16 protein-coding genes are annotated in these 24,029 nt (G+C 63.2%); 4 read left to right on the forward strand and 12 right to left on the reverse strand.

Translation table 11 applies throughout. The annotated features are described in order from the left end of the window. Positions 1-44 precede the first annotated feature (44 nt). The 5 genes from IV454_RS06540 to IV454_RS06560 all read right to left on the reverse strand — a co-directional run bounded on the left by IV454_RS06540 (position 45) and on the right by IV454_RS06560 (position 9,519). Positions 45-1,421: an efflux transporter outer membrane subunit gene (locus IV454_RS06540; protein ID WP_229522097.1), complete on the reverse strand. Its 1,377-nt coding sequence runs from the start codon at positions 1,419-1,421 to the stop codon at positions 45-47. Next, positions 1,418-2,608, reverse strand: a complete 1,191-nt coding sequence (locus tag IV454_RS06545; RefSeq protein ID WP_206090808.1) for an HlyD family secretion protein — start codon at positions 2,606-2,608, stop codon at positions 1,418-1,420. Before IV454_RS06545 ends, IV454_RS06540 begins: the two co-directional genes overlap by 4 nt. A 3-nt stretch (positions 2,609-2,611) precedes the next feature. Next, on the reverse strand, positions 2,612-4,288 hold the full coding sequence (locus IV454_RS06550; RefSeq protein WP_206090809.1) for an MFS transporter: 1,677 nt from the start codon (positions 4,286-4,288) through the stop codon (positions 2,612-2,614). A gap of 141 nt (positions 4,289-4,429) precedes the next feature. Then, positions 4,430-7,441, reverse strand: a complete 3,012-nt coding sequence (locus IV454_RS06555) for a ligand-binding sensor domain-containing diguanylate cyclase (protein ID WP_206090810.1) — start codon at positions 7,439-7,441, stop codon at positions 4,430-4,432. Positions 7,442-7,653: 212 nt separating this feature from the next. Continuing rightward, a complete protein-coding gene (locus IV454_RS06560; RefSeq protein ID WP_206090811.1) occupies positions 7,654-9,519 on the reverse strand; it encodes a phosphoenolpyruvate carboxykinase (GTP) in 1,866 nt (621 codons plus the stop codon). Between the two features lie 377 nt (positions 9,520-9,896). On the opposite strand from IV454_RS06560, the gene IV454_RS06565 reads away from it, so the two are divergent. Beyond that, positions 9,897-10,889, forward strand: a complete 993-nt coding sequence (locus tag IV454_RS06565) for a D-2-hydroxyacid dehydrogenase family protein (protein WP_206090812.1) — start codon at positions 9,897-9,899, stop codon at positions 10,887-10,889. Positions 10,890-10,919: 30 nt separating this feature from the next. Here the strand turns inward: IV454_RS06565 and IV454_RS06570 are convergent, their stop codons facing one another. Further along, positions 10,920-11,684 (reverse strand): L-asparaginase, encoded by a 765-nt coding sequence (locus IV454_RS06570; RefSeq protein ID WP_206090813.1) that lies wholly within the window; start codon positions 11,682-11,684, stop codon positions 10,920-10,922. Positions 11,685-11,836: 152 nt separating this feature from the next. Here IV454_RS06570 and IV454_RS06575 point away from each other — a divergent pair, with 152 nt between their 5' ends. Continuing rightward, positions 11,837-12,322 (forward strand): asparaginase domain-containing protein, encoded by a 486-nt coding sequence (locus IV454_RS06575; protein ID WP_206090814.1) that lies wholly within the window; start codon positions 11,837-11,839, stop codon positions 12,320-12,322. A gap of 214 nt (positions 12,323-12,536) precedes the next feature. Here IV454_RS06575 and IV454_RS06580 read toward each other — a convergent pair whose 3' ends face one another. The 4 genes from IV454_RS06580 to IV454_RS06595 all read right to left on the reverse strand — a co-directional run bounded on the left by IV454_RS06580 (position 12,537) and on the right by IV454_RS06595 (position 17,085). Further along, a complete protein-coding gene (locus IV454_RS06580; protein ID WP_054265203.1) occupies positions 12,537-13,433 on the reverse strand; it encodes a recombination-associated protein RdgC in 897 nt (298 codons plus the stop codon). 147 nt (positions 13,434-13,580) lie between these two features. After that, on the reverse strand, positions 13,581-14,654 hold the full coding sequence (gene dinB, locus IV454_RS06585; RefSeq protein ID WP_206090815.1) for a DNA polymerase IV: 1,074 nt from the start codon (positions 14,652-14,654) through the stop codon (positions 13,581-13,583). 311 nt (positions 14,655-14,965) lie between these two features. Next, positions 14,966-16,264: an IS4 family transposase gene (locus IV454_RS06590; RefSeq protein WP_206090816.1), complete on the reverse strand. Its 1,299-nt coding sequence runs from the start codon at positions 16,262-16,264 to the stop codon at positions 14,966-14,968. 131 nt (positions 16,265-16,395) lie between these two features. Beyond that, entirely contained in the window at positions 16,396-17,085 is a 690-nt protein-coding gene (locus IV454_RS06595; RefSeq protein WP_229522099.1) for a TetR/AcrR family transcriptional regulator, read from the reverse strand. A 280-nt stretch (positions 17,086-17,365) separates the two neighbouring features. Between IV454_RS06595 and IV454_RS06600 the strand changes: the two genes are divergently transcribed. Further along, positions 17,366-18,277, forward strand: a complete 912-nt coding sequence (locus IV454_RS06600) for a lipase family alpha/beta hydrolase (RefSeq protein ID WP_054265205.1) — start codon at positions 17,366-17,368, stop codon at positions 18,275-18,277. 10 nt (positions 18,278-18,287) lie between these two features. Continuing rightward, the gene (locus tag IV454_RS06605; RefSeq protein WP_206090817.1) at positions 18,288-19,205 is read left to right on the forward strand and encodes a lipase secretion chaperone; all 918 of its coding nucleotides are present in this window, start codon (positions 18,288-18,290) and stop codon (positions 19,203-19,205) included. A 107-nt stretch (positions 19,206-19,312) separates the two neighbouring features. Here IV454_RS06605 and IV454_RS06610 read toward each other — a convergent pair whose 3' ends face one another. After that, positions 19,313-21,130, reverse strand: coding sequence for a S8 family peptidase (locus IV454_RS06610; RefSeq protein WP_206090818.1), 1,818 nt, complete (start codon positions 21,128-21,130; stop codon positions 19,313-19,315). 687 nt (positions 21,131-21,817) lie between these two features. Then, positions 21,818-24,025 carry a TonB-dependent receptor gene (locus tag IV454_RS06615; protein WP_206090819.1) on the reverse strand — a complete coding sequence of 736 codons (2,208 nt, stop codon included), beginning with the start codon at positions 24,023-24,025 and terminating at the stop codon, positions 21,818-21,820. Positions 24,026-24,029 lie beyond the last annotated feature (4 nt).

The following is a 24,029-nucleotide window of genomic DNA, read 5'->3' on the forward strand; positions in this document are numbered from 1 at the left end:
AAATCATGCGGCACCATCTTGCCGTACAAGCTGGGCAAAGCCGCTTACTGTGCGCCGGCGCTCCAGCCCCCGCCCAGCGCGCGGTACAAGGCCACCATATTGTTCACCTGGTTCTGGCGCAGGGTCACAGCGTTGAGCTCGGTCTGGTACAGATTGCGCTGCGCGTCGAGCACTTCCAGATACGAGGCATAGCCGGCCTGGTAGCGGTCCTTGGCAAAATCCAGGGTGCGCGCGAGGATGTCGCGGCGCTTTTGCGCGTGCTCCATCTGCGTTTGCAGGCGGATCACGCCGGCCAGGGCATTTTCCACTTCACTGAAGGCCGTCAGCACCACGCCGCGGTAGGCAAACGCCGCCTGGTCGCGCTGCGCCGTGGCCGCGTCGACCTGCGCGGTCAATCGTCCGGCCGAGAATACCGGTGCGAGCACGCTGCCGCCCAGGCTCCACAAGGTCACCGGATCATAATCGCGCCCGTTGGTGAGCAGGCTGCCGAATTTGGCGCTGATGGTCACGTGCGGCAGGAACTCGGCACGCCGCACCGACAAATTGACGTCGCTCGCGGCCACCAGCAACTGGCCCTGCGCCACGTCCGGCCGGCGCGCCAGCAGGTCCGACGGAATCGAGGCCGGCACCGGCAGCACCGGCAAGTCCTGGAAGCGCCGTTCGCGCAGCACCTCGCCCGGCAGTTCGCCCGCCAGCACGCGCAGGCTGTTTTCCTGGCGGCGGATGGCCAGTTCCAGTTCGGGAATGGCTTGCAGCACCGTTTCGTTTTCGGCCTGCGCCTGCGTCAGTTGCAGCTGCGAGGTATAGCCCACGCGCGCCTGGTCGGACGCGAGGCGCAGCGCTTCCGCGCGCGAGGCGGCGGTCGCCCTGGTGATCTGCAGCTGGGCGTCCAGCGCCAGCAGGCCGACGTACGCCTGCGCGGTGCTGGCCGCTACCGATAGCGCTACCCCATCGCGTTCGGCCTGGCTGGCCTGATACTGCAGCGAGGCGGCGCGCGACTGGTCGCGCAGGCGGCCGAACAGGTCGAGTTCCCAGCTGGCCTGCAATTCCGGTTGCAGCGAGCGCGAATGGACCAGGGCCGCGCCAGCCGGCGCGCGCGCGGAGGCGCCGCCCAGCACCGCGTTGACGGCCGGCAGGGAGGCCGAACCGGCCACCGTAACGAGCGCGCGCGCCTGCTCGACCCGGGCCACGGCGGCCAGCACATTGGTGTTGTGCGCGAGCGCTGTTTCCACCAGCTTTGTCAGGGTCGGGTCGCCGAAAGCGCGCCACCATTGCGCATCCACGTTGGCCTGCCCGGCCGGTCCATCGCGCCAGGCCTCGGGTACCGTCACTGTCGACAGCGGCGGCGCGGGACGCAGGGCCGGCATGCAGGCAGTCAGGCCGCAGGCGAGGCCCGCAGCCAGGAAGACGCGGCGCTTCACGGCTGCTGCTCCGCCGCGCCGGCCGTATCGACCTTGACGATCACCGACATGCCGGGCCGCAGGCGCCGTGCCAGATCCTGGTTGGGATCGATGACGATGCGCACCGGCAGGCGCTGGACCACCTTGGTGAAATTGCCGCTGGCGTTATCGGCGCGCAGCACGGAAAACTCCGAGCCGGTGGCCGGCGCGATCTGTTCGATATGCCCGCTCAGGGCGGCGCCATTGAAGGCGTCCACCGTGAACGTGGCGCGCTGGCCGATACGCATTTTCCAGGTCTGGTTTTCCTTGAAGTTCGCCACGATCCACATGGTGTCGGGGACCAGGAACAGCAATTGCGAACCGGCCGTGACGTACTGGCCCAGACGTACCGACGCTTCGCTCACCTGGCCGTCACGCGGGGCCTTGACGACCGTGTTCGACAAATCGATTTTCGCCAGCGCCAGCTGCGCTTCGGAGGTCTTGACCTGCGCTTCCAGGCCACCGCGCGAGACGGTTGTCGCCTTGACGGTTTCCTCGGCAATGGCGATATCGGCCTTGGCCTTGAGGACATTGGCACCAGCCAGTTGGGTCGTCATGCGCACGCGGTCGCGCTCATTGAGCGATACCGATCCCTTGGCCGCCAGCTCCTCGACCCGTCCCAGTTCGGCCGCGGCGCGATTGCGCTCGGCCTGCACCGCTACCAGGGTCGCGCGCGCGGCACCGCCACGGGCGCGGTTCTGGGCCTGGGTCTGGGTGAAGTTCTCCAGCGCGGCGATGGCGCCGTCGCGCTGGGCCTCGGCCTGTTCCACGCGCGCCTTGTAGATACGGTCGTCGATGCGCAGCAGCGGCTGGCCGGCCTTGACGAACTGGAAGTCCTTGACCAGTACCTCGGCCACATAGCCATTGACCTGCGGCGCCAGCACCGTGATCTGGCCGCGCACGTAGCCATTGTCGGTCTGGACCAGGGTGCTGTTGAAGGGGCCGAGGCGCCAGGCCCACATGATCAGCACGACGCCGGCCAGGGCGACGGCGGCCATCAGCGCCACGGTCCACGGCTTGGGCTTGATGTACTTGGGCGGAGGTTCGGGTACTACCGGCACGGCGGCCGGCGGGATGGGAGCGGCTGTGTCGCTGGAGTCGCCCGGCACCGGCGGGTTGGCCTCGTCGACGGGAGCTTCGCTGCGCGAAGGGGGAAGTGGATTGGTCATGGTTTAGCTGGCAGGGGCGCCCGCGGGCGCCTGGTTGAGTAAGGCTGCGGCTTCGCGCTTTTGCCGGCGCGCGAGGCGCACGGCGATAAACAGCGACCAGCCGAGGAACAGGATGGCGATCACGCCGCTCAGGGCGAAAACATCGTTGAACGCGAGGACATTCGCCTCGCGCCGGCTGATCTGAGCCAGTTGCGCCACGCCCTGGGCGGCGCGCAGGGCCGGGTCGGTGTTCACGCCCTGGTAGATCTGCTGCTGCAGGCGCAGGCGCTGGGCGACGACCGGGTCGGCCGGATTAAGCTGGGCATTGACCTGGGTCGAGTGCACATGCTCGCGGTGCAGCTGGTAGGTACTGAGCGCGGCGGCGCCGGTAAAGCCGCCCAGGCTTTGCGTCATCGCCAGCATGACGACAAAGGTGACCACGTGGTCGGCGCCGAATTTGAGCGCCTGCATGATGCCGATCATGATCATCGGTCCCATGAACATGCCCGCGCCCAGCGCCACCAGGAACTGGCTGACGAAAAAGTCGTGCGGGCGGTCAAGGCTGGTGCGGCCATAATCGAGCCAGGCGGCCACGCCGAACAGCAGGATCGACAACAGGATTTGCGGGATCACGGTCTTGGGACTGAAGGTCAGCGAACTGGCGACCATGCCGCAGATGGTGCCGGCCAGGATGACGGCGAACAGCGGCTGCATCTGGTCCGGCCCCATGCCGAGGGTGCGCAGCAGGCCGACCGCGCCGTAGGTCTGCTCGGACGTCAGGAAGCGGATCAGGAAGGCGCCGATCATGAAGCGGATCGTCGGCCCCATCATCAGCCAGCGCGTCTGGATCAGCGGATTGGCGCGGTGGTGTTCGATGAAGAGGGCCATCGTCATCAGGATCACGGCGCCGATCAGCAAATACGCCAGCCAGGGCGTGTCGAACCACCAGCCGGTGAAGCCCTGGGCCAGCACGGCGACGATCATCGCCACCGCCGGCGCCATCAGGGAAAAGGTGACGAAATCGAGCGGCTCGATCACCTTGATGTGGATCCCCGGCGGCAGCTTGAGCACCACCACGGCGGCCAGCGAACAGAGCGCCAGGCCGGCCTCGAACAGGTACAGATTGTGCCACTGGCCCATGTCGAGCAGGGCCGGCGACATCAGCCAGGCCAGCGGCGTGGCGATCTGCGCGATGCCCACCCCGAGCACCAGCATCTTGCCGGTGTATTTTTTCGGTGCGGCCTGCAGCATGTAGAGCATGGCCAGGGTGCTGGTGGTGGCGCCGGCCAGGCCGCTGGCGGCGCGTACCAGGATGGCCATCTCGAAGCCGCCCACCAGCAGGTGCAGCAGGGTGACGAAGGCGTACAGCGACAGGCCGATCTCGGCGAACAGGCGCAGGCCGAACTGCTGGCGGAACTTGAACACCATCAGGTTCGACGTGACGTTGACCATGATGTAGGCCGCCGGCAGCCAGGCCGCTTCGGCCGGGGTCAGGCCCAAGGTACCCTGGATGGCCGGCAGGTTGGCCGACACCAGCGCATTGCCCAGGCCGCCGGTAATGCCGACCAGCAGGGCCACGCAGGCGTAGGCAAAGCGGATGTGGGGCGGATGCCAGGGCATCGACGCCGAACCCGGCATGCTCGGTTTTTCGTGCTCTTCCCAGGCGGGAGTCGGTTTCAGGTACTGGGGCGGTGCTGCCATGCGGGCGGACTCCGGGCGACGGGCCGGCGATGTCGAGCGCCTCGGCTCCGGGATTGATAATGGGAAAATTATAAGATAAATAGCCGGCCGCTGTAGCGCGCCGGCCCGTCAAGCGTGCGCCGGTGCGCGCAGCCGGGCACGTCAAGCGAGGCTGCGCGGCGCCACCACCAAGGTCGCGCCGGCCATCGGGCTGGCCTCCAGTGCGGCGCGAATCTCATCGTCGCCCCAGCTTGCACCGTCGGCGCCATCGAAGACGATCGTGGCGGCACAATTGCGGCCGGACTCCTTGGCGCCATACAGGGCCTTGTCGGCCACCGCCAGCGCGGTGCTCCATTCATGCCGCTCAAGCGCGATGCCGTCGAGCGGGTAGGCGACGTAGCCGAGCGACACCGTCACCGGCTGCGGATCGGCACCGCCGGTCGTAACCCTGGCCACGTTCAGGCGCAGCCTTTCGGCGATGTTGACCAGTTCCGCGCGCGAGCTGTTGGTCACCACCAGCAGGAATTCCTCGCCGCCCCAGCGCAGCACGTAATCGGAATCGCGGGCGGCTTCGCGCAAGGCCTGGCCCACCGCGCACAGCACGTCGTCGCCGACGGCGTGGCCGAAGCGGTCGTTGACGGCCTTGAAAAAATCGATGTCGACCAGGATGAAGCCAAGGATGGCGTCGACCGAGCCGTCCTCGCGCGCACGTATCAACTCCGCAAACAAGTGCAGCACGTGCTCCTGCATGAAGCGGCGGTTATGCAGCCCGGTCAAGGCATCGGTCACGCTCGCTTCGGCCAGGATCTGGATGTGGTTCGCCAGATCCAGGTTCGCCTCGGCCAGTTCAGCCGTACGCTTGGCCACTTCCGCCTTGAGTGCCGCCTTTTGCCGTATCAGGCGGCGCTCGCGCCGCTTTACCCATACCGCGATGAGCATGCCGGCGGCGCCGAGCAGCATGATCTTGAATAGCCAGGTCTCGCCGAAGTAAGGCGGCACGGTCAGTTCGAGCCTGGCGCTCGGCCCCCACTCCTGGGACAGATAGCGCGCCTGCACCTCAAAGCGCCAGGTGCCCGGCGGCAGATTGGTATAGATCGCCGCGGCACGCTGACCGGCATCGATCCAGTCGGCATCGGGCCCGCAGACGCGATACCGGTAGCGCACCAGCCTGGCGTAGCGGAAATCGATCGTACCGAAATCGATGTCGAGATCGCGCACGCCCAAAGGCAAGGCCATGCCGGCGCTGGTGGGGCTGGCGCCGGCGCGGGCCAGGCGGATGGCCCGGATGGTCACTCTCGGCACGATCTGCCTGCGTTCGCGCAAGTCGATGCGGGCCACCCCGTTCAGCGTCGCCAGCAGCAAGGTGTCGCCGAGGACCAGCGCCTTGCCATTGCCGCCGTAATTACAGCAGCGCACCCTGGAGTACCCCAGCCGGTCGCCATGATCCTGCAGCAGGATCTCGATATGGCGCAACTGGCCTCCCGCCAAGGTCGCGCTGGCCAGCTCGCTGAGCGGGAACCGATACACGCCGTCGGCATGGACCACCAGCAGCGAATCGCCGTGCTGCACCAGGATCGAGGCGCTATCGACCGGCAAGCCCTGGCGCCGCTCGATATGACGCCAGACGCCGCCGATGCGAAAGAACATGCCCTGGTCCAGGCTGCCGATCGCCATCGTACCGTCGGATAACTGGGCGATCGAGGTGATGAAGGTAGCGCCCAGGCCGCCATCCTGGACCCGGACAAAGCGCGCGCCGTCCTGGCGGAACAAGCCGTGTTCGGTACCCACCCAGAGGCGCGCATCCCGGTCGGCCAGCACGAAGCGCACCATCTGTTCGTCCAGGCCCGAGCGCGCGTCAACGAGGATGGTCTGGTCGTCCTCGATCCGGAACAGGCCGCCGGAACTGGCAACCCAGACCACGCCGTCGGGGCTTTCCTCGATACCGTTCACCTGCAGGCCGGCCAGGGCGGCCACCTCCAGCCGGCCGCCGCCGTCGGCATCGATACGCACCAGGCCGCCGAAGGTGCCCAGCCAGCGGCGCTGGCGTGTGTCGATAAAGCCGGCATAGCCCTTCGGGTCGGGCAAGGCGGTGGTGTCGGCGACGGGCGTGAAGCGTTCGCCGGCGAGGCGGTCGAAGCCGCCGTTGTGGCCGACCAGCACGCCATCGGCCTGGGCCGCCAGACTCCATACGCGCGCATCGCGCAAGCCTTCCTCGGTCGACAGGCGATCGACCCGGTCCGGCCACAGATGGCGCAAGCCGTGCTGCTGGCTGCCCAGCCACACGCTGCCGTCGGCGCCGGTGCGCACGCTGATAATTGCCGCAAAACCGCCCGCCGCGCCGGCATCGAGGCGCTCGACCGGCGCCCCTTCGCGGACCCTGAACAGCGCCTTGTCGCTGCCCAGCAGCAGCGCGCCGGCGCCATCGACCGCCATGCTGGTCAGCTTGGGAGGCAGCGGGCCGGGCTGCAACGGCTGCGCCTCGAGCACGCCATCACGCAGGCGGAACAATCCCTTGCTGCTGGCCAGCCACAGCGCGCCACGCGCCCAGACCATGGCGCCCACAAAAGCCTCGTCCAACTGGGCAAACTGAAAGCGCTGCAACTGGCCGCCGCTCTGGCGCGCCAGCACGCCATGGGCGCCGGCGATCCAGACCGCGTCCCCCTCCGTGGCCAGGGCGGTGGCCGCGCCCGTCCACCCGGGCACCGGCAGCATGCTCTTGCCCCGCTCCTGCAGCAAGACGTCGCCGGCCAGCCACAAATGGCCGTCCGCGTCTTCGACCAGGTCGCGCACCCGCCCCGGCGCGGCGCCTGTCATCGCTTGTTCGGTGAACTGCCCCGCTTCCCAGCGCAGCAGATTGCGCCGGGTGGCAATCCACAGGCGCTGCGATTTCCCACGGTAGAGCTTGCTGACCCAACGGCTCGCCATGGCCGGCGTGTTTTCGCGGTTGAAATTGGTGAAGCGCGTGCCATCGAAGCGTGCCAAGCCGTTTTCGGTGGCGACCCACAGATAGCCGTCGGCGTCATGCGCGACGTCGTATACCGATACCTGCGGCAAGCCCGCCTCGGTGCTCCAGCTTTGGTATTGAAAGCGGCGCAGAGGCATTTCCTGGGCTGCTGCCGGGAGGACCGGGCAGATCGTCCCTATCAATAACAGGCAGCTCCACATCCATCGCATGATGTATCCCGGCATGAATAAGCGTGCCGCATTGACAGTATTTCTTACATGGAAATATTAAGTCCTATTGGCAAGTAAATTGTACTATGTATTACGCCTGTCCAGCCGATTTGTCGCCGCGCGAGGCCGCAGCACAACACGTCGCGACGGCGGGCGGCGGACAAAAAAAAGCGCGTCCGAAGACGCGCTTTTTCCATCCGGTCGTGGCCGGTTTATGCAGCCAGGCGCTTTTCAAGCGCGGCCTTGGTCTCCACCAATTCTTGCGGCAGATGATAGGCCAGCTTCTCGAACAGCTCGTTGTGCAGCTTGAGCTCGTCGTTGAAGGCGTCCTTGTCGATCGAGGTGATGGTATCGAACTGTTCCTGCGTGAAGTCGATGCCGTCCCAGTTCAGGTCGCCGAAATTCGGGGTGGTGCCGAACACGTTCTCGGTGCCGCCCGCCTTGCCTTCGATGCGTTCCAGCATCCACTTGAGCACGCGCATATTGTCGCCAAAACCTGGCCAGACGAACTTGCCGTCGGCATCGGTACGGAACCAGTTCACGCAGTAGATCTTCGGCAGCGCGGCCGGGTTCAGGGCTTCGATCTTCTTGCCCATGTTGAGCCAGTGCTGGAAGTAGTCGCTCATGTTGTAGCCGATGAAAGGCAGCATCGCGAACGGATCGCGGCGCACGATGCCCATCTGGCCGGCGGCGGCGGCGGTGGTCTCGGACCCCATGGTCGCGGCCATGTACACGCCTTCGACCCAGTTGCGCGCTTCGGTCACCAGCGGCACGGTGGTCGAACGGCGCCCACCGAAGATGAAGGCCGAAATCGGCACACCGGCCGGGTCGTCCCAGGCCGCGTCGATCACGGGATTCTGGGTCGCGGCAACCGTGAAGCGCGCGTTCGGATGCGCGGCCTTGGCGCCGGACGCCGGGGTCCAGTCCTTGCCCTGCCAGTCGATCAGGTGCGACGGCGCTTCCTTGGTCAGGCCTTCCCACCAGACGTCGCCATCGTCGGTCAGCGCGACGTTGGTGAAGATGGTGTTCTCGTTCATCGAGGCCATGCAGTTCGAGTTGGTGCGGGTGTTGGTGCCCGGCGCCACGCCGAAGTAGCCGGCTTCCGGATTGATCGCGTACAGGCGGCCGTCGGCGCCCGGCTTGATCCAGGCGATATCGTCGCCGATGGTGGTCACTTTCCAGCCGCCGAAGCTCGCCGGTGGAATCAGCATGGCGAAGTTGGTCTTGCCGCAAGCCGACGGGAAGGCTGCCGCGACGTAGTGCTTCTTGCCTTCTGGCGATTCGACGCCGAGGATCAGCATGTGTTCGGCCAGCCAGCCGGTGCCGCCGGCCTGGGCTTCCTGGTGGCCCATGTTCGAGGCGATGCGCAGGGCGAAGCACTTCTTGCCCAGCAGCGCGTTGCCGCCGTAGCCGGAACCGTAGGACCAGATTTCGCGGGTTTCAGGGTAGTGCACGATGTACTTGGTCGCATTGCACGGCCATGCAACGTCTTTCTGGCCGGCCGCCAGCGGTGCGCCGACAGTATGCACGCACGGCACGAACTCGCCGTCGGTGCCCAGCACGTCGTACACAGCCTTGCCCATGCGCGTCATGATGCGCATGTTGACCGCCACGTAAGGCGAGTCGGACAGCTCGACGCCGATGTGGGCGATCGGCGAACCGAGCGGACCCATCGAGAACGGCACCACGTACAGGGTGCGCCCGGCCATGCAGCCGTCGAACAGGCCATTCAGGGTGGTGCGCATTTCCGCAGGGGCCATCCAGTTGTTGGTCGGGCCGGCCTGCTCCTTGGTTTCCGAGCAGATGTAAGTGCGGTCTTCCACCCTTGCCACGTCCGACGGATCGGAACATGCCAGATAGGAATTCGGACGCTTTTCAGGGTTCAGCTTTTTCATCGTGCCGGCGGCCACCATCTCGGCGCACAGGCGATCGTACTCATCTTGCGAGCCGTCACACCAGTAAATACGGGCCGGCTTCGTCAGGGCAGCAATTTCGCTGACCCAATTGATAAGCTTTTGATGTTTGATGTAAGCTGGGACGTTCAGTGTTGCAACGCCACCCATAAGGGGCTGATTCATAGTACCTCCAATGCCAATAAGAATTCTTTCTTGTCCCGGCACGGCAGGATCGTCGTCAGCGTTTCAGCTTGCGCTCAAGAATCCATTCCCTAAGAAAGGTTCGGCGATACGGCGGTCATGTCGACAACCTTGATGAGGGCAAGGTTGGTGGAACGGTCGTGCGGGGATTTGAGGCGGTCGGGGACGCGGTACAAACGCGGTCGAAGACAGGGGCAAATCCCGAATTTAGGGGGCGATTGTACACCTGCTATTACCTGTTTTAAATGCTCCAGGCTCAAAAATGTAGGAATAATAGTTGAGCAAAGTAGTAGGCTATTCCGAATATTCCCTATCCTGTTATTTACCTACGAAGATTTATTTAACTTCTGCCATCTCCCATGAAAATAGCTATTCTCGACGATTACCAGGACGCCGTGCGCCAGCTCGACTGTTTCAAACTTTTGGACGGTCACGAGGTGAAGATTTTCAACAGTTCGGCCCGCGGTGCCGGCCAGCTGGGCATCCGCCTGGCTCCTTTCGACGCGTTGGTGCTGATCCGCGAACGCACCGTGTTCCCGGCGGCATTGCTGGAAAAACTGCCCAATCTGAAGCTCATTTCGCAGACCGGCAAGCTGGCCGGCCACGTCGATGTGGCGGCGGCCACGGCCTGCGGCATTGCCATCGCCGAAGGGGTCGGCTCGCCGGTGGCCCCGGCCGAACTGACCTGGGCCCTGATCATGGCGGCCAGCCGCAAGATCGTGCCGTATGCAAGCAACCTCAAGGAAGGGCTGTGGCAGACCGCCTCGGTCAACCCGGTGCTCAATGGCTTGGGACGCACGCTCAAGGGCCGCACCCTGGCGATCTGGAGCTACGGCAAAATCGGGCGCATGATCGCCGGCTACGGCAAGGCTTTCGGCATGCAAGTGCTGGTCTGGGGCGGCGAAGCGAGCCGCGCGGCGGCGGTGGCGGACGGTGTCGAGGCGGCGGCCAGCCGCGAGTCCTTCTTCGAGCGCGCCGACGTGCTCAGCCTGCATTTGCGGCTGGCGGACGGCACCCGCGGCATCGTCACCGCCGACGACCTGGCGCGCATGAAGCCGGATGCGCTGTTCGTCAATACCAGCCGCGCCGAGCTGGTCGCGCCAGATGCGCTGGAAGCGGCGCTGCGCCTGGGGCGGCCGGGCAATGCCGCCATCGACGTGTTCACCAGCGAGCCGCTGGCGCCGGATGCGCCCCTGCTGCGCATTCCGACGGTGCTGGCCACGCCGCATATCGGCTATGTGGAAAAGGATAGTTACGAGCTGTACTTCCGCGCCGCGTTCGACAATGTGCTGAACTTCGCGAACGGCACGCCGTCCAATATCCTCAATCCGGAAGCCTTGCAAAAAGCGTGATGTGGGCGGGACGCTGTCAGCCCTGCCCTGTTACGACGGTTCGCGCAGCTTGCGCTCGCCAGTGATGTCGATCGGCGGCGCCGGCATGACATGCGCGCGCGTCCACAGGCCGGCCCAGCCGGGCGGCCATCCCAATGCCGGGCCATCGTAGGCCGGCAGGCTGGCGCGCACGGGTACCACCGGCACGGGCGGCCCGTCTTGCCAAGCGCCGGCGCCGGGGCGCTCCATGTTCAGGCTGTACATATAGCCTGGCAGCAGCAGTTTGCACGCGCCCTCGAACCACGCGCTATGGTCTTCGTCGCGTCCGAGCGCCTGCGCCAGGCCTTGCGGATCGAAGCGCGCCAAAGCCGTCACCAGTTCATCGGTGGTGGCGCCCGGCAAATCGCCCCAGCCCATCACGGGGTTGACGTTGTACTCGGCGCCCGAGCCGTACCAGCCTTCGCGCCAGGGGCGCTGCATCCAGTCGCGCTGGCCGGTGAACAAATGCCAGCGCCAGTGCAGGCCCGAGGGCTTGGGCCAGGAGTAGAGATACAGTTTTTCGTAGCCGGCCTGGTGCAGTGCGCGCACCATGGCCATCAGGCGCGCGTGCGGCATGCGGTCGGGCGGGGCGCGCCGGAACAGGATCGCTTCGCCATCGGCGTGCTGCACGTCGTCGGTGGACAGGTTCAGGTCGAGCGTGCGCGCTTCGCTGCCGAAGCGCGCGGAAATCCAGCCGGTCAGCAGGTTGACGTGCGTGATGACGCCATAGCCACGATGGCGATGGAAAATAACAGTTCCTGGGGCAAGGGCTTTCATGGCTTCTTGATGGACAAAAAAAATGAATGGTCTCAAGTACAGACAAGGATTCTAACGCACCGGCAAGTGGCGCTGCCCGGTTTGCGCGCTTCGACATCGCCGACCTTACACGTTATCATACGGCACCTTCTTCTTACGAATTCCAGACCATTATGAGCTTGCGCATCATCGCCACCGGCGGCACCTTCGATAAACATTATGATGAACTGACCGGTAAGCTCGGCTTTGCGGAAAGCCATCTGCCCGCGGTCCTGGCGCGCACGCGCATGACGGTGCCGGTGGCACTGGAGCAGCTTCCCCTGCTCGACTCGCTCGACATGCAGGATGCCGACCGCGCGCGCGTGCTGGCCAGCTGCCAGGCGGCGCCGGAGACGGCGATCGTGATCGTGCACGGCACAGATACGATGCCGGACACGGCCGCCGTGCTGGGCGCGGCCGCGCTCGGCAAGAGCATCGTATTGACTGGCGCAATGATTCCGTACGAGATTGCGAATTCGGATGGGCTGTTCAACCTCGGCTGCGCCACCGCCGCGGCGCAAATCTTGCCGCCGGGTGTGTACGTGGCAATGAACGGGCAAATTTTTACCTGGGATAACGTGACCAAGAACCGCGCGGCCGGGGTGTTCCAGCCACTGTGACACTGACGTGCGGACTGAGGGGCTGATTCGCTAAGGGCAGGCGGAATCCAAAGCATCGTTGCTAAGCGAGCGTGCCTTGGATTCCCGCCTGCGCGGGAAGTCTTTTCTGCCAATGGCAGGAAAGACGGTCTCGAATGTAGCGGCAAAAGCGAATGGAATGAGCCAGTGGCATCGGAGCCAGGTCGAGCCGCCGAGGTAGCCCATCCACGCACCGCTACGCCTTCGCTTCGCCGCCCAGCGCTTCCACCACTTCGCTCATCATCTTGGCCAGTTCGCCGGTCATGAGCATCATGTCGTTGTCGAAGCGCTCTTCATCGTTGCGCGTGCTGGTGTCGCTTTCCTTGATCACGTCCAGCGGCTTGATGCCCTTGATCGCCAGCGACTCGGTCAGCACGAAGGAAATCTTGTCGTCCCACGTCATCGCCAGGCGCGTGCACTGCTTGCCGGCGGCGATGTGACGGCGGATATCGTCCACTTCCAGCGCATGCTTCACATAACGCACGGCGGCCTTGCTCTCGCCGGTAGCGCGCAGTTCGGTATCCTGGTCGATCGTGAAGCCCACCGGCGCTTCGTCGGTTTCCAGCCAGGCCGTCATCACGGCTACCGGCGAGCGCTGCACGCGCAAGCTTTCCAGCGGCATGCGGTCGACCGCTTTCAACAGCAGCTTGATGACTTCGTCCGCCTTGGCCGGGCTGGCGGCATCGACCACCAGCCAGCCGTTGACCGGATCGATCCAGGTGAAGGTATTGCTGCGGATGCTGAAGGCACGCGGCAACAGTTCGTCGGCCACCCTCTCCTTGAGTTCCTTCATGGCTTTCTTGCCCGGAGCGAAGCCCTGGGCCTCTTCCAGCTCGGCCGCCTTGGCCTTGGCCACCTGGTTGATGACCGACGATGGCAGCAGCTTCTTTTCGGTGCCCAGCAGAATCAGCATCTGCTTGTTGACGGTGTGAACCAGCATGCCGTTGTTGCGCGGCGAATCCCAGCCCTGGCGCAGCAATTCGTTACTGGTGGCCGGAACAAAACTCATGGGCGCCAGCGCCGCTTCGAGTTGCTCAGGGGTGAATGCCCACGGTGCGGGAAGGCGGTAAATCTGAAGATTCTTGAACCACATTATGCTTTACCTTGTTTGAGTCAGTATTTACAGCGGGATGAAGCAGGAAGGCGCGGCGGGCCGCTTTCACCTCCTGCGTAACGGCCTGCCACGGGGGCAGGACTTGCGTCGTCCGCGACAAATCATCTGTGCGAAGGGAACGACATTTTACACGGCCGCATCGGCGAACAGGCTTAACTGTTCGAGGTTTTCGGTCTCGCCCAGGCGCACCCCGACACCCAGCAGGCGCACAGGCTGCTTGCCGCGCGCATGGCCGGTTTCCATCAGCCTGGCGTACTGCCCCATGTGTGGCGCGGTGCCAACACATTCCACGGTGGTCTGGTGAAAATCGGCGAATTTAAGTTTAACGAACAGCTTTTGCACGCTTTTCCCTGCCCCGGCGCGGGCGATGCGCGCGTTGAGCTTGTCGAACAGGTCCGGCAGCAGGGCGATGCAGGCGGCCAGGTCCGGCACGTCCGGCGTGTAAGTTTCCTCGACGCTGACCGACTTGCGTTCGCGCTCATTGCAGACGGCCCGCTCGTCGATGCCGCGGCACAAATCGTGCAACCGGGTGCCGAAACTGCCGAAGTGGTGTTGCAGTTCGAGCAGGGACCAACTGCGCAGGTCGGCGCAGGTTTGAGCGCCCAGTTTGTTGAGCTTGGCTGCGGTGACCTTGCCGACCCCATGCAGTTTCTTGACCGGCAAGGCGGCGACGAAGGCGTCGACCTGGTCCGGGCGCACCAGCCACAGGCCGTCGGGCTTGTTCCAGTCGCTGGCGATCTTGGCCACGAACTTGTTGGGCGCCACGCCGGCCGAGGCCGTGATGCCGACGGTGTCGACAATGCGCTTGCGGATTTCCTGCGCGATCAGGGTGGCGCTGCCTTTGCAGTGGGGCGAGTCGGAGACGTCGAGGTAGGCTTCGTCGAGCGAGAGCGGCTCGACCAGGTCGGTATAGTCGCCGTAGATGGCCAGGATCTGGCGCGAGGCGACGCGGTATTTTTCCATGGCCGGCGGGATCACCACCAAGTCGGGACACAGCTTGAGGGCCTGGGCGGTGGCCATGGCCGAGTGGATGCCGTAGCGCCGCGCTTCATAGTTGCAGGTGGCCACCACGCCGCGCTGATCCGGCCGGCCGCCGACGGCCAGCGCCACCTCGCGCAGGGCGGGATTGTCGCGCATTTCGACGGCGGCGTAGAAGCAGTCGCAGTCGCAATGGATGATTTTTCGGGCTGGGGCGTTCACGCGCTATGGTGTGCCCGGCTGAGGGCAACTACTGTAATTGCATACAGTATTCACTGAAATGCGATTTGTTGCAAGTTGGAAGGGGGCGGAGGCCCGCTAGCTCGTCGTTTCCGCTAGCCCGTCGTTCCCGCTAGCTCGTCGTTCCCGCCTCTCCAGGAACTAGCCTTTGCCACTAAGTTGAGCAGTTTTGACCGCAAATCTCGAAACCGTCGCTCCCGCGGAGGCGGGAGCCCATAGCACCTTTGATGATCCAATGTGCTATGGATTCCCGCCTGCGCGCACTGTCGTCCGGAATAATTTTCTTGACGCGCTCACGAGAAGAGGCATCCTTGAATTTCTGCGAATTCGTGCGCCGCTTGTCGTCGTCGGCGATCATGTAAATCTTCGGTGTCCGTACGTTGAAATAGGGTTGCGCGGACGAAGCAAAGGCAATCCCACAGGGTCCGTTTCACACGGTTGGACTCGTTGAACAGTGCAACCAACAAATAACTGATGAGAGCGGTAAGTATCTGAATCCGGACCGCGTTTTCAGATCGTCCGAGGAACTGCTTGATCTTGAGGTGCTGCTTGATCCATTTGAAGAACAGCTCGATTGCCCAGCGCTTTTTGTAGTGCTGGGCAATTTCCATGGCACTACTGTCGAAGTCGTTAGTAGCCAGAACGATGGGCGTATCTTTGTTCGGCCGCGCCACGATGACACGGCGCAAAGGCTTCCCAAAGTAGAGATTGATCCGTTTTCCGCCGAGCCGTTTGTGCTTGAAAGTAACGATTTCGTCGCTGAGCACGATGTGCGCATCATCAGCAGGGATGTCCGATTTCTGCAGGACGTTGACAGCGGCGTTGTTCTTGAAACGAGTAACAAAGCGCGCGTTGGCCTCGTCAATGGATTTCCACCAATTGAAATCGCAATAGCCCTTGTCAAATACATAGAGCGCGTTCGCTTCGAGCGGTACGTCAACTGCCCGTTCAACGTCATTGACGTTGGGGTGGCTAATGTCGTGCCAGACAGGGATTGCATCATGGGCATCATACAAAACGTGCAGCTTCAAGCCTTGCGTATTGCGAGTGCTATTCTCGGGCGTCCACCTCTCAAACTCCCGTCCCTTCAACGTCAACGAGGTGGAGTCAAGCAAATACATCAGATCATTGCTTTGCTGGCGCAGCTTACGCGACACCTTCCCCATCAACCAGGCAGCGGTATCACTAAACACCGTGTCAGATCGATTCTCATTGGCGTCAGCCAAGGTGGAGCGCTTGATCGCTGACGTACCAAGATGGTAGTGATGCGCGACATGACTGTTGAAGCCAGTCTCCAGTGGTCGCAACCCCTTCGCCTCACTGATCTGCGCGTAGAGCATGGCAATGAGATGATCCCAATGCCCGAACTTCTTGCAATATTTGTCGGCATTGTGCCGTTCGACTAGTTGAGCGAAGGTTCCTCGCGGGAGCCCCTTCATTAAACGCTGAAAAGTAGTTATGCTGAACATGTTGCAGGTTTGGTTTTTAAGTTGGCAAACAGAGGTTAACCCTCGTAAACCAATACCTGCAACCCTTTTAACGTTGTCAACCCACTTTATTCCGGACAGCAGTGCGCCTGCGCGGGAAGTCATTTCTGCCAATGGCAGGAATGACGGAGCTTAAGTTAGCGCTATTTGAAACCGGCCTCTGACTTTGCACGGTTCCAAGAGAGTTGAGGAGTTTCCTTGAAACCGGGCGCTGCGCGGGAACGACCGGGGAGCAGCTAACTCAAGTGACTGCGGATCATCGCCAACGTGCTATCGGCAAAATCATCCACATGCACCTTGGCCGCCCGGTATTTCCAGCGCTTGATATACCAATCCTGGAACATGGCCACGATGTGCGCCGCCAGCAAGTCCGGCTTGCCAGCCGGCACCGGCGAGAGTTGGCCGATCATCTCGGCAATTTCTGCCTGGATCGACAACTCCGAATTTTTCGCCATCCCGCGCTGCTCGAAACTGAGCACGCGCGAATCCATGTACACGAAGTAAAACCACGGCTGCAAGATCTCGGACAGGTAAATCGTCGCCCGCACCAAGGATTCGAGCCGTTCCAGGGGCGCCTGCACATGCTGGAACATGCGCGGCAATTCCTGGCTCGCATGGCGCACCACATCCTCGATCATTTCCGCCAGTTGATCCTTGCTATCGATGTAGCCGTACAGCCCGCCCATCGACAAGCCCGTCTCGCGGCACAGGTCGCGCAAGCTCATCGCGCGAAAGCCGACTTCGTTAGCCAGGCGGAATGTCGCGGCAAAGATTTTTTCCATGTTTTCCAGCGCCGGCTTGCGGCGCTTGACGCCGATCCGCTCGGCGTTGTGGTCAACAATGTAGGCCCAGATCGTGTCGCCGTTGAGCGGCGTCATCTTTTCAAACTGGGCGAAGTCGAAGCGGGTGGACACCGAGGTTCCCATATGTGCATCTACCGCTAGAGTTGGTTTCGGGAATGATTATAGCTCGTTAAAACCACACATCAATTCAATGAGCAAAAGAACCCCTCCAGATGCTGCACTGCGCGATGCTTTATCCAAAAGCCGGTGCTACATTAAAAAAACCGAGCGCTCGCTCTAATTCGTAGTTTCTCTTGCCACAGCCGTCGCAAGAGCGCGCGCCGGTAGCCGGAGGAATGCCCAGCTCGCACTGTGCAACTCCAGTTCCAGTAGTCGACTTCAATCAAAAATCTATGGAGACAACATGAAGAATCGCTTTTGGAAGTGCCTGTCCGTTTTTCTCATCGCCATCCTCGTCGTTCCCACCCAGGCCCTGGCCGCGGGTTACACGCAAACCAAATACCCCATTGTGCTCGTGCACGGCCTGTTCGGCTTCGAGAAACTGGGGCCGATCGAGTACTTTTACCAGATCCCCTCGGCGCTGCGCAGCGGCGGGGCCCAGGTGTTTACCGTCACCGTCTCGGGCGCCAACAGTACCGAAGTGCGCGGCGAACAATTGCTCTCGCAAGTGAAGCAGATCATGGCCGCCACCGGCGCCGCCAAGGTCAATCTGATCGGCCATAGCCATGGCGGACCGACCGTGCGCTACGTCGCCTCGGTGGCGCCGAATCTGGTCGCTTCGGTCAGCTCGGTGGCCGGCGTGAACAAGGGCTCGGCGATTGCCGACATCCTGACCGGCAACGCCCCCAATGTGGGCAATGCGCTGGCCAACGCGGTGGCTGCGGTGATGGACTTCCTGTCCGGCCGCTCCGGCTTGCCGCAGGATGGCGCAGCCGCGCTCAAGTCGCTCACCACAGCCGGCTCGCTCGCCTTTAACACCCGCCATCCGCAGGGCGTGCCGACCACCGCCTGCGGCGAAGGCGCCAACCATGTCAACGGCGTGTATTACTTCTCGTGGAGCGGCGCCAAGCCCTACACCAATATGTTCGACGCAATCGACCCGTTCCTGGCGCTCACCGGACTGGCCTTCGGCGGCAAGAACGATGGCCTGGTCAGCAGCTGCTCCAGCCACCTCGGACGCGTGATCCGCGATGACTACGCCATGAACCACCTCGATGAAGTGAACCAGTTCATCGGCATTGTCAACCTGTTCGAAACCAGCCCGGTGACCGTGTTCCGTCAGCAAGCGAACCGCCTGCAGGCGCTCGGCCTGTAAGGAGAGCGGCATGAGCGCACCTACGCAATGGAAAAGGTTGGGCGCCGGCGCCCTGGTGGCAAGCGCGCTGTATGTCGCTTATCCCAAGCCGGAGGTGGCCGCCGTGGCGGCGGCGCCGCCGCACACGGACCCGTTTGCGTTCGTGCGCTCGATGGAAGGCACCAGGCCGGACGGCGACCTGCGCCAGAGCGCCGAAGGCCGGCTGGTGGTCGATGCCGAACTGGGGCATTTGTTCGACTACTATCTGGCCGGCCTGGGCGAAAAGGATTTGCAAGCCATCCGCGCTGAAATCGAGCGCGAGCTGGACCGTCGCCTGGCGCCCGGCCCGGCGGCCCAGGCCAAGCGCCTGCTGGCCAGCTATCTCGATTACAAGCGGGCGCTGGCCGATGCGGAAAAGTCCCTGGTGCCGTTGGCCGACCTGGCCAAGTCGGCGCGCGCGCGGCTGGAACTGAAGCAGCGCCTGCGGCCTCAGTTTTTCAGCGCCGCCGACGCAGCCGGCTTGTTCGGCGCCGCCGACGCCTACGATGCCGATGCGCTGGCGCGCCTGGACATCGACCAGAACGGCGCGCTCACGCCAGAGCAGCGCGAGCTGCAGCTGGCCGCGCTCGACAAGCGCATGCCGGCCGCGCTGCGCGACGACCGCGAAGCGCCGACCAGGGTGATGCGGACGGAAGCGTCGGTGCAGAAGCTGCGCGCACAAGGCGCGGGTGACGACGAAGTGTACCGGCTGCGGGCGGCGGCATTTTCGCCGGAAGCGGCCGGCCGCCTGGCCGATCTCGACCGCGAGGAAAGCGCATGGAAAGGCCGCATCACGGCCTATCTGGCGCAGCGGGCCAGCCTGGGCGCGGCGCCGGAAGCGATGCTGCAGAAGGTGCGCGACCAGCACTTTTCGGCCGAGGAGCAGCGCCGCCTGGGGGCCTACGAGTAAGCAGGCAAGGTGAAGCAAGGCATGAAAGGCGGATGTAAAAAGGGGACGAGTGGCAAGCCACCCGTCCCCTTTTTCATGCGGCGGCCAGGCCGCCGCATCGACTTACATTACCACGACAGTTTCAGCGAGTAGGCGCCGCTGGTGGCACCCGTGCCGCCGCTGTAGTACATCACGCGCACATAACGGGTGACGGTGGTGGTGCCGGTGTTGGTGGTGGAGAGGCTGTCGACCACGCCGGCACCGTTTTCGCTGGAAGCGACCTGCGTGCCCGCGCTGTTGTAGACATACAGATCGTAGTCGGCGCTGCTGCTGCCGATGGTCAGTGCTGCCGACAGCGTTTTGCCAGCTGGCACTTGAACAGCGAAGTAGTCGGAGTCGGAACTCGTCCCCATGTTGCCTTTGACGACAGTGCCGCTGACCGTCACCGCGTTGGCCGAGGCCATCGTGTTATTGGCTTCGGTTTCGTTGATGGTCGTGCCTGCCGGTGGCGTGGTGCCGCCAGCCGACTTCACGGCCGCCAGCGCATCGACGATACCGGTGCCGCAGCTGTTGCAGGTACCCGGGAAGGCACGTGCGGTCGACTTCAGCTTGCTTTCGATGTCGTCCGGGGTCAAGGCTGGGTTAACCGACAGCATCAGCGCGGCAACACCTGCCACGTGCGGGGTCGCCATCGAGGTACCGGCATAGCTGGCGTAGCTGTCGGCGCCCGGCGCGGTGCTGCCGGCGTTCAGGGTCGACAGGATCAGGGCGCCGGTGTCGCCACCAGGCGCGGCAACGTCGATCAGGGTGCCGTAGTTCGAGTACGAAGCACGCCCGCCGGCCTTGGTGGTCGCGGCAATCGCCACCACACCCGAGCAGTTCGCCGGGCTCGCGTTACTGACGTTCATGTTGTCGTTACCGGCAGCGACGATCACCACGGTGCCGCGCGAACGGGCGCCGTTGATGGCGGTCTGGGTCGTGGTGTCGCAAGCGCCACCGCCGCCGAGCGACATATTGATCACGCGCGCCTTGTTGGGATTGGCTGGCACGCCGGCGACGGTTCCGCCCGACGCCCAGGTGATCGCATCGGCGATGTCGGAGGTGTAACCGCCGCATTTGCCCAGTACGCGCAGTGGCAGGACCTTGGCGTTGAAGGCGACGCCGGCGACGCCCAGACCATTGTTGGTCTTGGCGGCGATGGTGCCAGCCACGTGGGTACCGTGCCAGCTCGACGATTGCGCCTGCAGCGGCTTGCCGTTGCCGCACTCGCCGGCGGCGACGGCGTCGCCCGGATCGCTGGCATCGCTGTCGCGGCCGTTGCCGTCGTTGGAGATGGCGGTGTCGGTGATGAAGTCGTAGCCTGGCACGAACTGGCCGGCCAGGTCGGCGTGCGGACGGAAGCCGGTATCGATGACGGCGACGACGACGCCGCTGCCGGTGGCGATATCCCAGGCCGCCGGCAGGCGCAGGCCGCCCGTGGTGTCGCTGTAGTGCCACTGCTCCGCGTAACGCGGATCGTTCGGCGTGAACATGGGGTGCATGATGCGGTCCGGCTCAGCGTACTCGATGCTGGCATCGCGCTCCATCAAGTCCTTCGCGATGGCGGCCACGTCCTTCACGTCCATTTTCTTGTCGAGCTTGAGAACATGGGCGCCATTGGCGGTGGTGTGCAGCGCCTTCATGGTCAGGCCGAACTGCTGGCCGGAACGCTGGACGATCGCCAGACGTGCCTGGCTCGGACCTGCCATGAGGGTAGCGCCCGGCACGACAGGGCCGGTTTCCTTGTATTTGACGATCATGCGGTCGGTGCTGGTGGCAGCAGGCTCGGCCTTGGCGCTGATGGTCATATCGCCCACGCTGGCGTGCGCGAAGACCGGGCCGGCCGTGATCACGGCGGCGACGCAAAATTTCAAAAAGGATGGGTACTTCGATTGCGAATGCTTCATTGTCGTTCCTTAAGTTTTCCGATGAACATTTTATAAAGGAGAGGTGGCAGCGTTTAGCTGTCGCCTATCCATTGTCTCCACGTTGTTCTGCAACGTAGCCCCGCCTTTTGTTAGCGAGCGTTGTACATTACTTCGATTCATGACCAATTTTGGAAATTTCCAACAGGATTCGGCTGTTTCGCAACACAAAAAGCCAAAAATTTTTCCTGCAGCAAAGTTAATTTGGCAATGTTGGGCATTTTCCAAATGCAAGTTTGTTCATTTTTGTCTATTTCTGAACATTCGACTGTTAATTGTCTAAAAATGAACAGTTTTCGATGGGCAATGAACGGATTGTTACCGGACCAAGGATGAGATCGGATGTATGATTCAGAACAATTTCTTGTGCTACCGTGAATATGCTGTAGACCATCGGAATCGGCTGAAAGTTCGGGACGATGCCTATACAAGATCGGATTTTTTGCGGGGAACACGGTGCGTCCACAGGCGGGCAGACAAGCCGGCGCTGGCTTACCTGGGCTGACGCTCCGGTCTGACAGAAGGCGATGAACATCTCCTACAGGCTTGAGCCGGCGCCTCCTTCCGGGTGGGGCGATTCCGGACAGGGGCTGAGCCGCATTCCTGCGCTGCCGGTCCCAAAAAAAAGCCGCGATCGCTCGCGGCTTTTTTACTGACAGGCAACGCTTTTTAGAAGTTGCCCTTGAACTGAACGCCCCACAGGCGCGGCTCGTTGGTGAAGCCGGTCAGGTTGTTGAAGTCGATAGCGCCGACGATGCGCTCGGTGCCGGTGATGTTGCGGCCATACGCTGCCACTTCATACTTGCCGCTATCCCAGGTGTAGCCCACGCGCAGGCCGCCTTCGACCAGCGGCTTGCCGGTGAATTCTTTCGCTTCGTACAGGAAGAAATTGATCTTGCTGCGGTAAGCCCAGTCGGTGAACACGAACAGTTGGCCTTCGCCCACTTCCATCGAATAGCGCGCGGTACCGTTCACGATCCATGTCGGTGCCTGCGGCAATGGATTGCCATCGATCACGACGCGGCCGGCCGCATTGACCGGATTGGTGATGGTGCACTGCGCGCACTTGTTGACCGACAAGCTGCCGTCGCGGATTTCGGTGAAGTTGTAGCTGCCGCCGGCCGAGACCTTGAAGTTGCTGGTTACGAAGCCTTCAAAGTCGAGCTCGGCACCACGGCCGTTGGTCTTGGCCGCGTTGATCAGGCGGTTGACGTTGGAGTTGCCGCCGACCACGGTCAGCTGCTGGTTCTTGACCCGGTAGTCGTACAGGCTGAAGGCCACGCGCGCGCGCCGGTTCAGCAGGTCGGCTTTCACACCCGCTTCCACCGAGGTGATGGTTTCGGCGTCGGCCACGGTGATCGGCACCGAGGCCGAGGCCGCCGCGATACTCGGCGCACGGAAACCGGTTGCCACGCGCGCGTACACATTGACGTCCTTGTTCAGCTTATAGGTGCCGCTCACGTCCCAGTTGGCCTTGTTGCTGCTTTCGCCGACCGCGGCCGGTCCGATCTGCACCACATTGACCGCCGACACGGTGTTGAAATCCTTCTTGTCGTTGGTATAGCGCAGGCCGCCGCGCAGGGTGAATGCATCGCTGACAGCGTAGTTGACCGAGCCGAAGCCCGCCCAGGCGGTATTCTTCTGGTGGCTGGCCAGGTGCGAGGTTTGCGCGCCGGTCGTGCTGTTGTAGTTATTGCTGAAACCGTTGGCGTCTTCACTATAGTAGTACACACCAGCCTGCCAATTCATCGGGCCGCTGTTCTTGGACTCGACCCGGAATTCCTGGCTGTATTGCTTGACGTCGGCGATGCCGCCGGCGGTTTCAACCTGAAACGGGATCACTCCGGGGCCGGTGGGCACGCCGCCGTCGATGTCGCCGCGGCTCAGGTAGTGGTCCACGCCTTCATAGCCGGTCACCGAGTACAGCTTGACCGCGCCCAGGTCCCACGACAGGCGCACGTTGGCGCCGTTGGTGCGCAAGGCCTGGAAGTTCAGGCCATTGTTGGCGATCTTGTCGGCATCGAAACCGTCGACCAGCTCGTTCGTGCCTTTTTTGATGATATTGGCGCGGAACAAACGCGAGCTGCCCGTAGTCGAACGCTGGTGCGCATTGAACAGGGCATTGAAGCCGGCGCCCGGGTTGTACAGCACTTGCAGGCGTTCGGCGTGCTCGTTGTAGCCTTCCAGCGCATTGTCCTGGCCGGTGAAGGTGTTGTCGACGAAATCGTCGCGGTGCTGGCGCAGGGTGGAGAAGCGCGCCGCCCATTCTTTGCTCAGCGGCACGTTCACGGCGCCATCGAGGTTGACCGTGTTGTGGGTCGCGATGGACGCGTTGTAGTAACCGCCGAATTTGTCGAGCTTCGGCTTTTCCGATTCAAACTTGACCACGCCAGCCGGCGTATTGCGGCCGAACAGGGTGCCCTGCGGACCGCGCAGCACTTCCACGCCGGCCAGGTCGAAAATCGGGAAGCCTTTCAGGATCGGGTTTTCTTGCACGACGTCGTCGTAAATCAGCGACACCGGCTGGGACGCGAAGGTGTTGAAGTCGGTATTGCCGTAACCGCGGATGTAAAAACGCGGGAAGGTGCGCCCGTTCGACGATTCCACGTTCAGGCTCGGCACTTTACCGGCCAGCACGCGAATGTCCTGGCCGCCGGAAACGATCACGTCGAGCTTCTCATCCTTGAGCATGCTGACCGACACCGGCACTTCCTTGATGTTCTCGGTACGGCGCTGGGCCGTCACGGTGACGGTTTGCAGTTCCGGAGCGGCTTGGGCCTGGGCCATGGCCGAGGCGATCGGCAGCAGTGCGGTCAGGGCCAGCACGGCGCCGTGCGCGCCGATAACACGCTTGTGCATCTTGGACATCTTGATCATTCGA

This window comes from Massilia antarctica (assembly GCF_015689335.1).
Lineage (GTDB): Bacteria > Pseudomonadota > Gammaproteobacteria > Burkholderiales > Burkholderiaceae_D > Telluria_A > Telluria_A antarctica.

Coding starts and splice junctions, on each gene's coding strand:
- IV454_RS06545 (WP_206090808.1), bottom strand. CDS start 2,608: ATGACCAATCCACTTCCCCCTTCGCGCAGCGAAGCTCCCGTCGACGAG.
- IV454_RS06550 (WP_206090809.1), bottom strand. CDS start 4,288: ATGGCAGCACCGCCCCAGTACCTGAAACCGACTCCCGCCTGGGAAGAG.
- IV454_RS06555 (WP_206090810.1), bottom strand. CDS start 7,441: ATGCGATGGATGTGGAGCTGCCTGTTATTGATAGGGACGATCTGCCCG.
- IV454_RS06560 (WP_206090811.1), bottom strand. CDS start 9,519: ATGAATCAGCCCCTTATGGGTGGCGTTGCAACACTGAACGTCCCAGCT.
- IV454_RS06565 (WP_206090812.1), top strand. CDS start 9,897: ATGAAAATAGCTATTCTCGACGATTACCAGGACGCCGTGCGCCAGCTC.
- IV454_RS06570 (WP_206090813.1), bottom strand. CDS start 11,684: ATGAAAGCCCTTGCCCCAGGAACTGTTATTTTCCATCGCCATCGTGGC.
- IV454_RS06575 (WP_206090814.1), top strand. CDS start 11,837: ATGAGCTTGCGCATCATCGCCACCGGCGGCACCTTCGATAAACATTAT.
- IV454_RS06580 (WP_054265203.1), bottom strand. CDS start 13,433: ATGTGGTTCAAGAATCTTCAGATTTACCGCCTTCCCGCACCGTGGGCA.
- IV454_RS06590 (WP_206090816.1), bottom strand. CDS start 16,264: ATGACTTCCCGCGCAGGCGCACTGCTGTCCGGAATAAAGTGGGTTGAC.
- IV454_RS06595 (WP_229522099.1), bottom strand. CDS start 17,085: ATGGGAACCTCGGTGTCCACCCGCTTCGACTTCGCCCAGTTTGAAAAG.
- IV454_RS06600 (WP_054265205.1), top strand. CDS start 17,366: ATGAAGAATCGCTTTTGGAAGTGCCTGTCCGTTTTTCTCATCGCCATC.
- IV454_RS06605 (WP_206090817.1), top strand. CDS start 18,288: ATGAGCGCACCTACGCAATGGAAAAGGTTGGGCGCCGGCGCCCTGGTG.
- IV454_RS06610 (WP_206090818.1), bottom strand. CDS start 21,130: ATGAAGCATTCGCAATCGAAGTACCCATCCTTTTTGAAATTTTGCGTC.
- IV454_RS06615 (WP_206090819.1), bottom strand. CDS start 24,025: ATGATCAAGATGTCCAAGATGCACAAGCGTGTTATCGGCGCGCACGGC.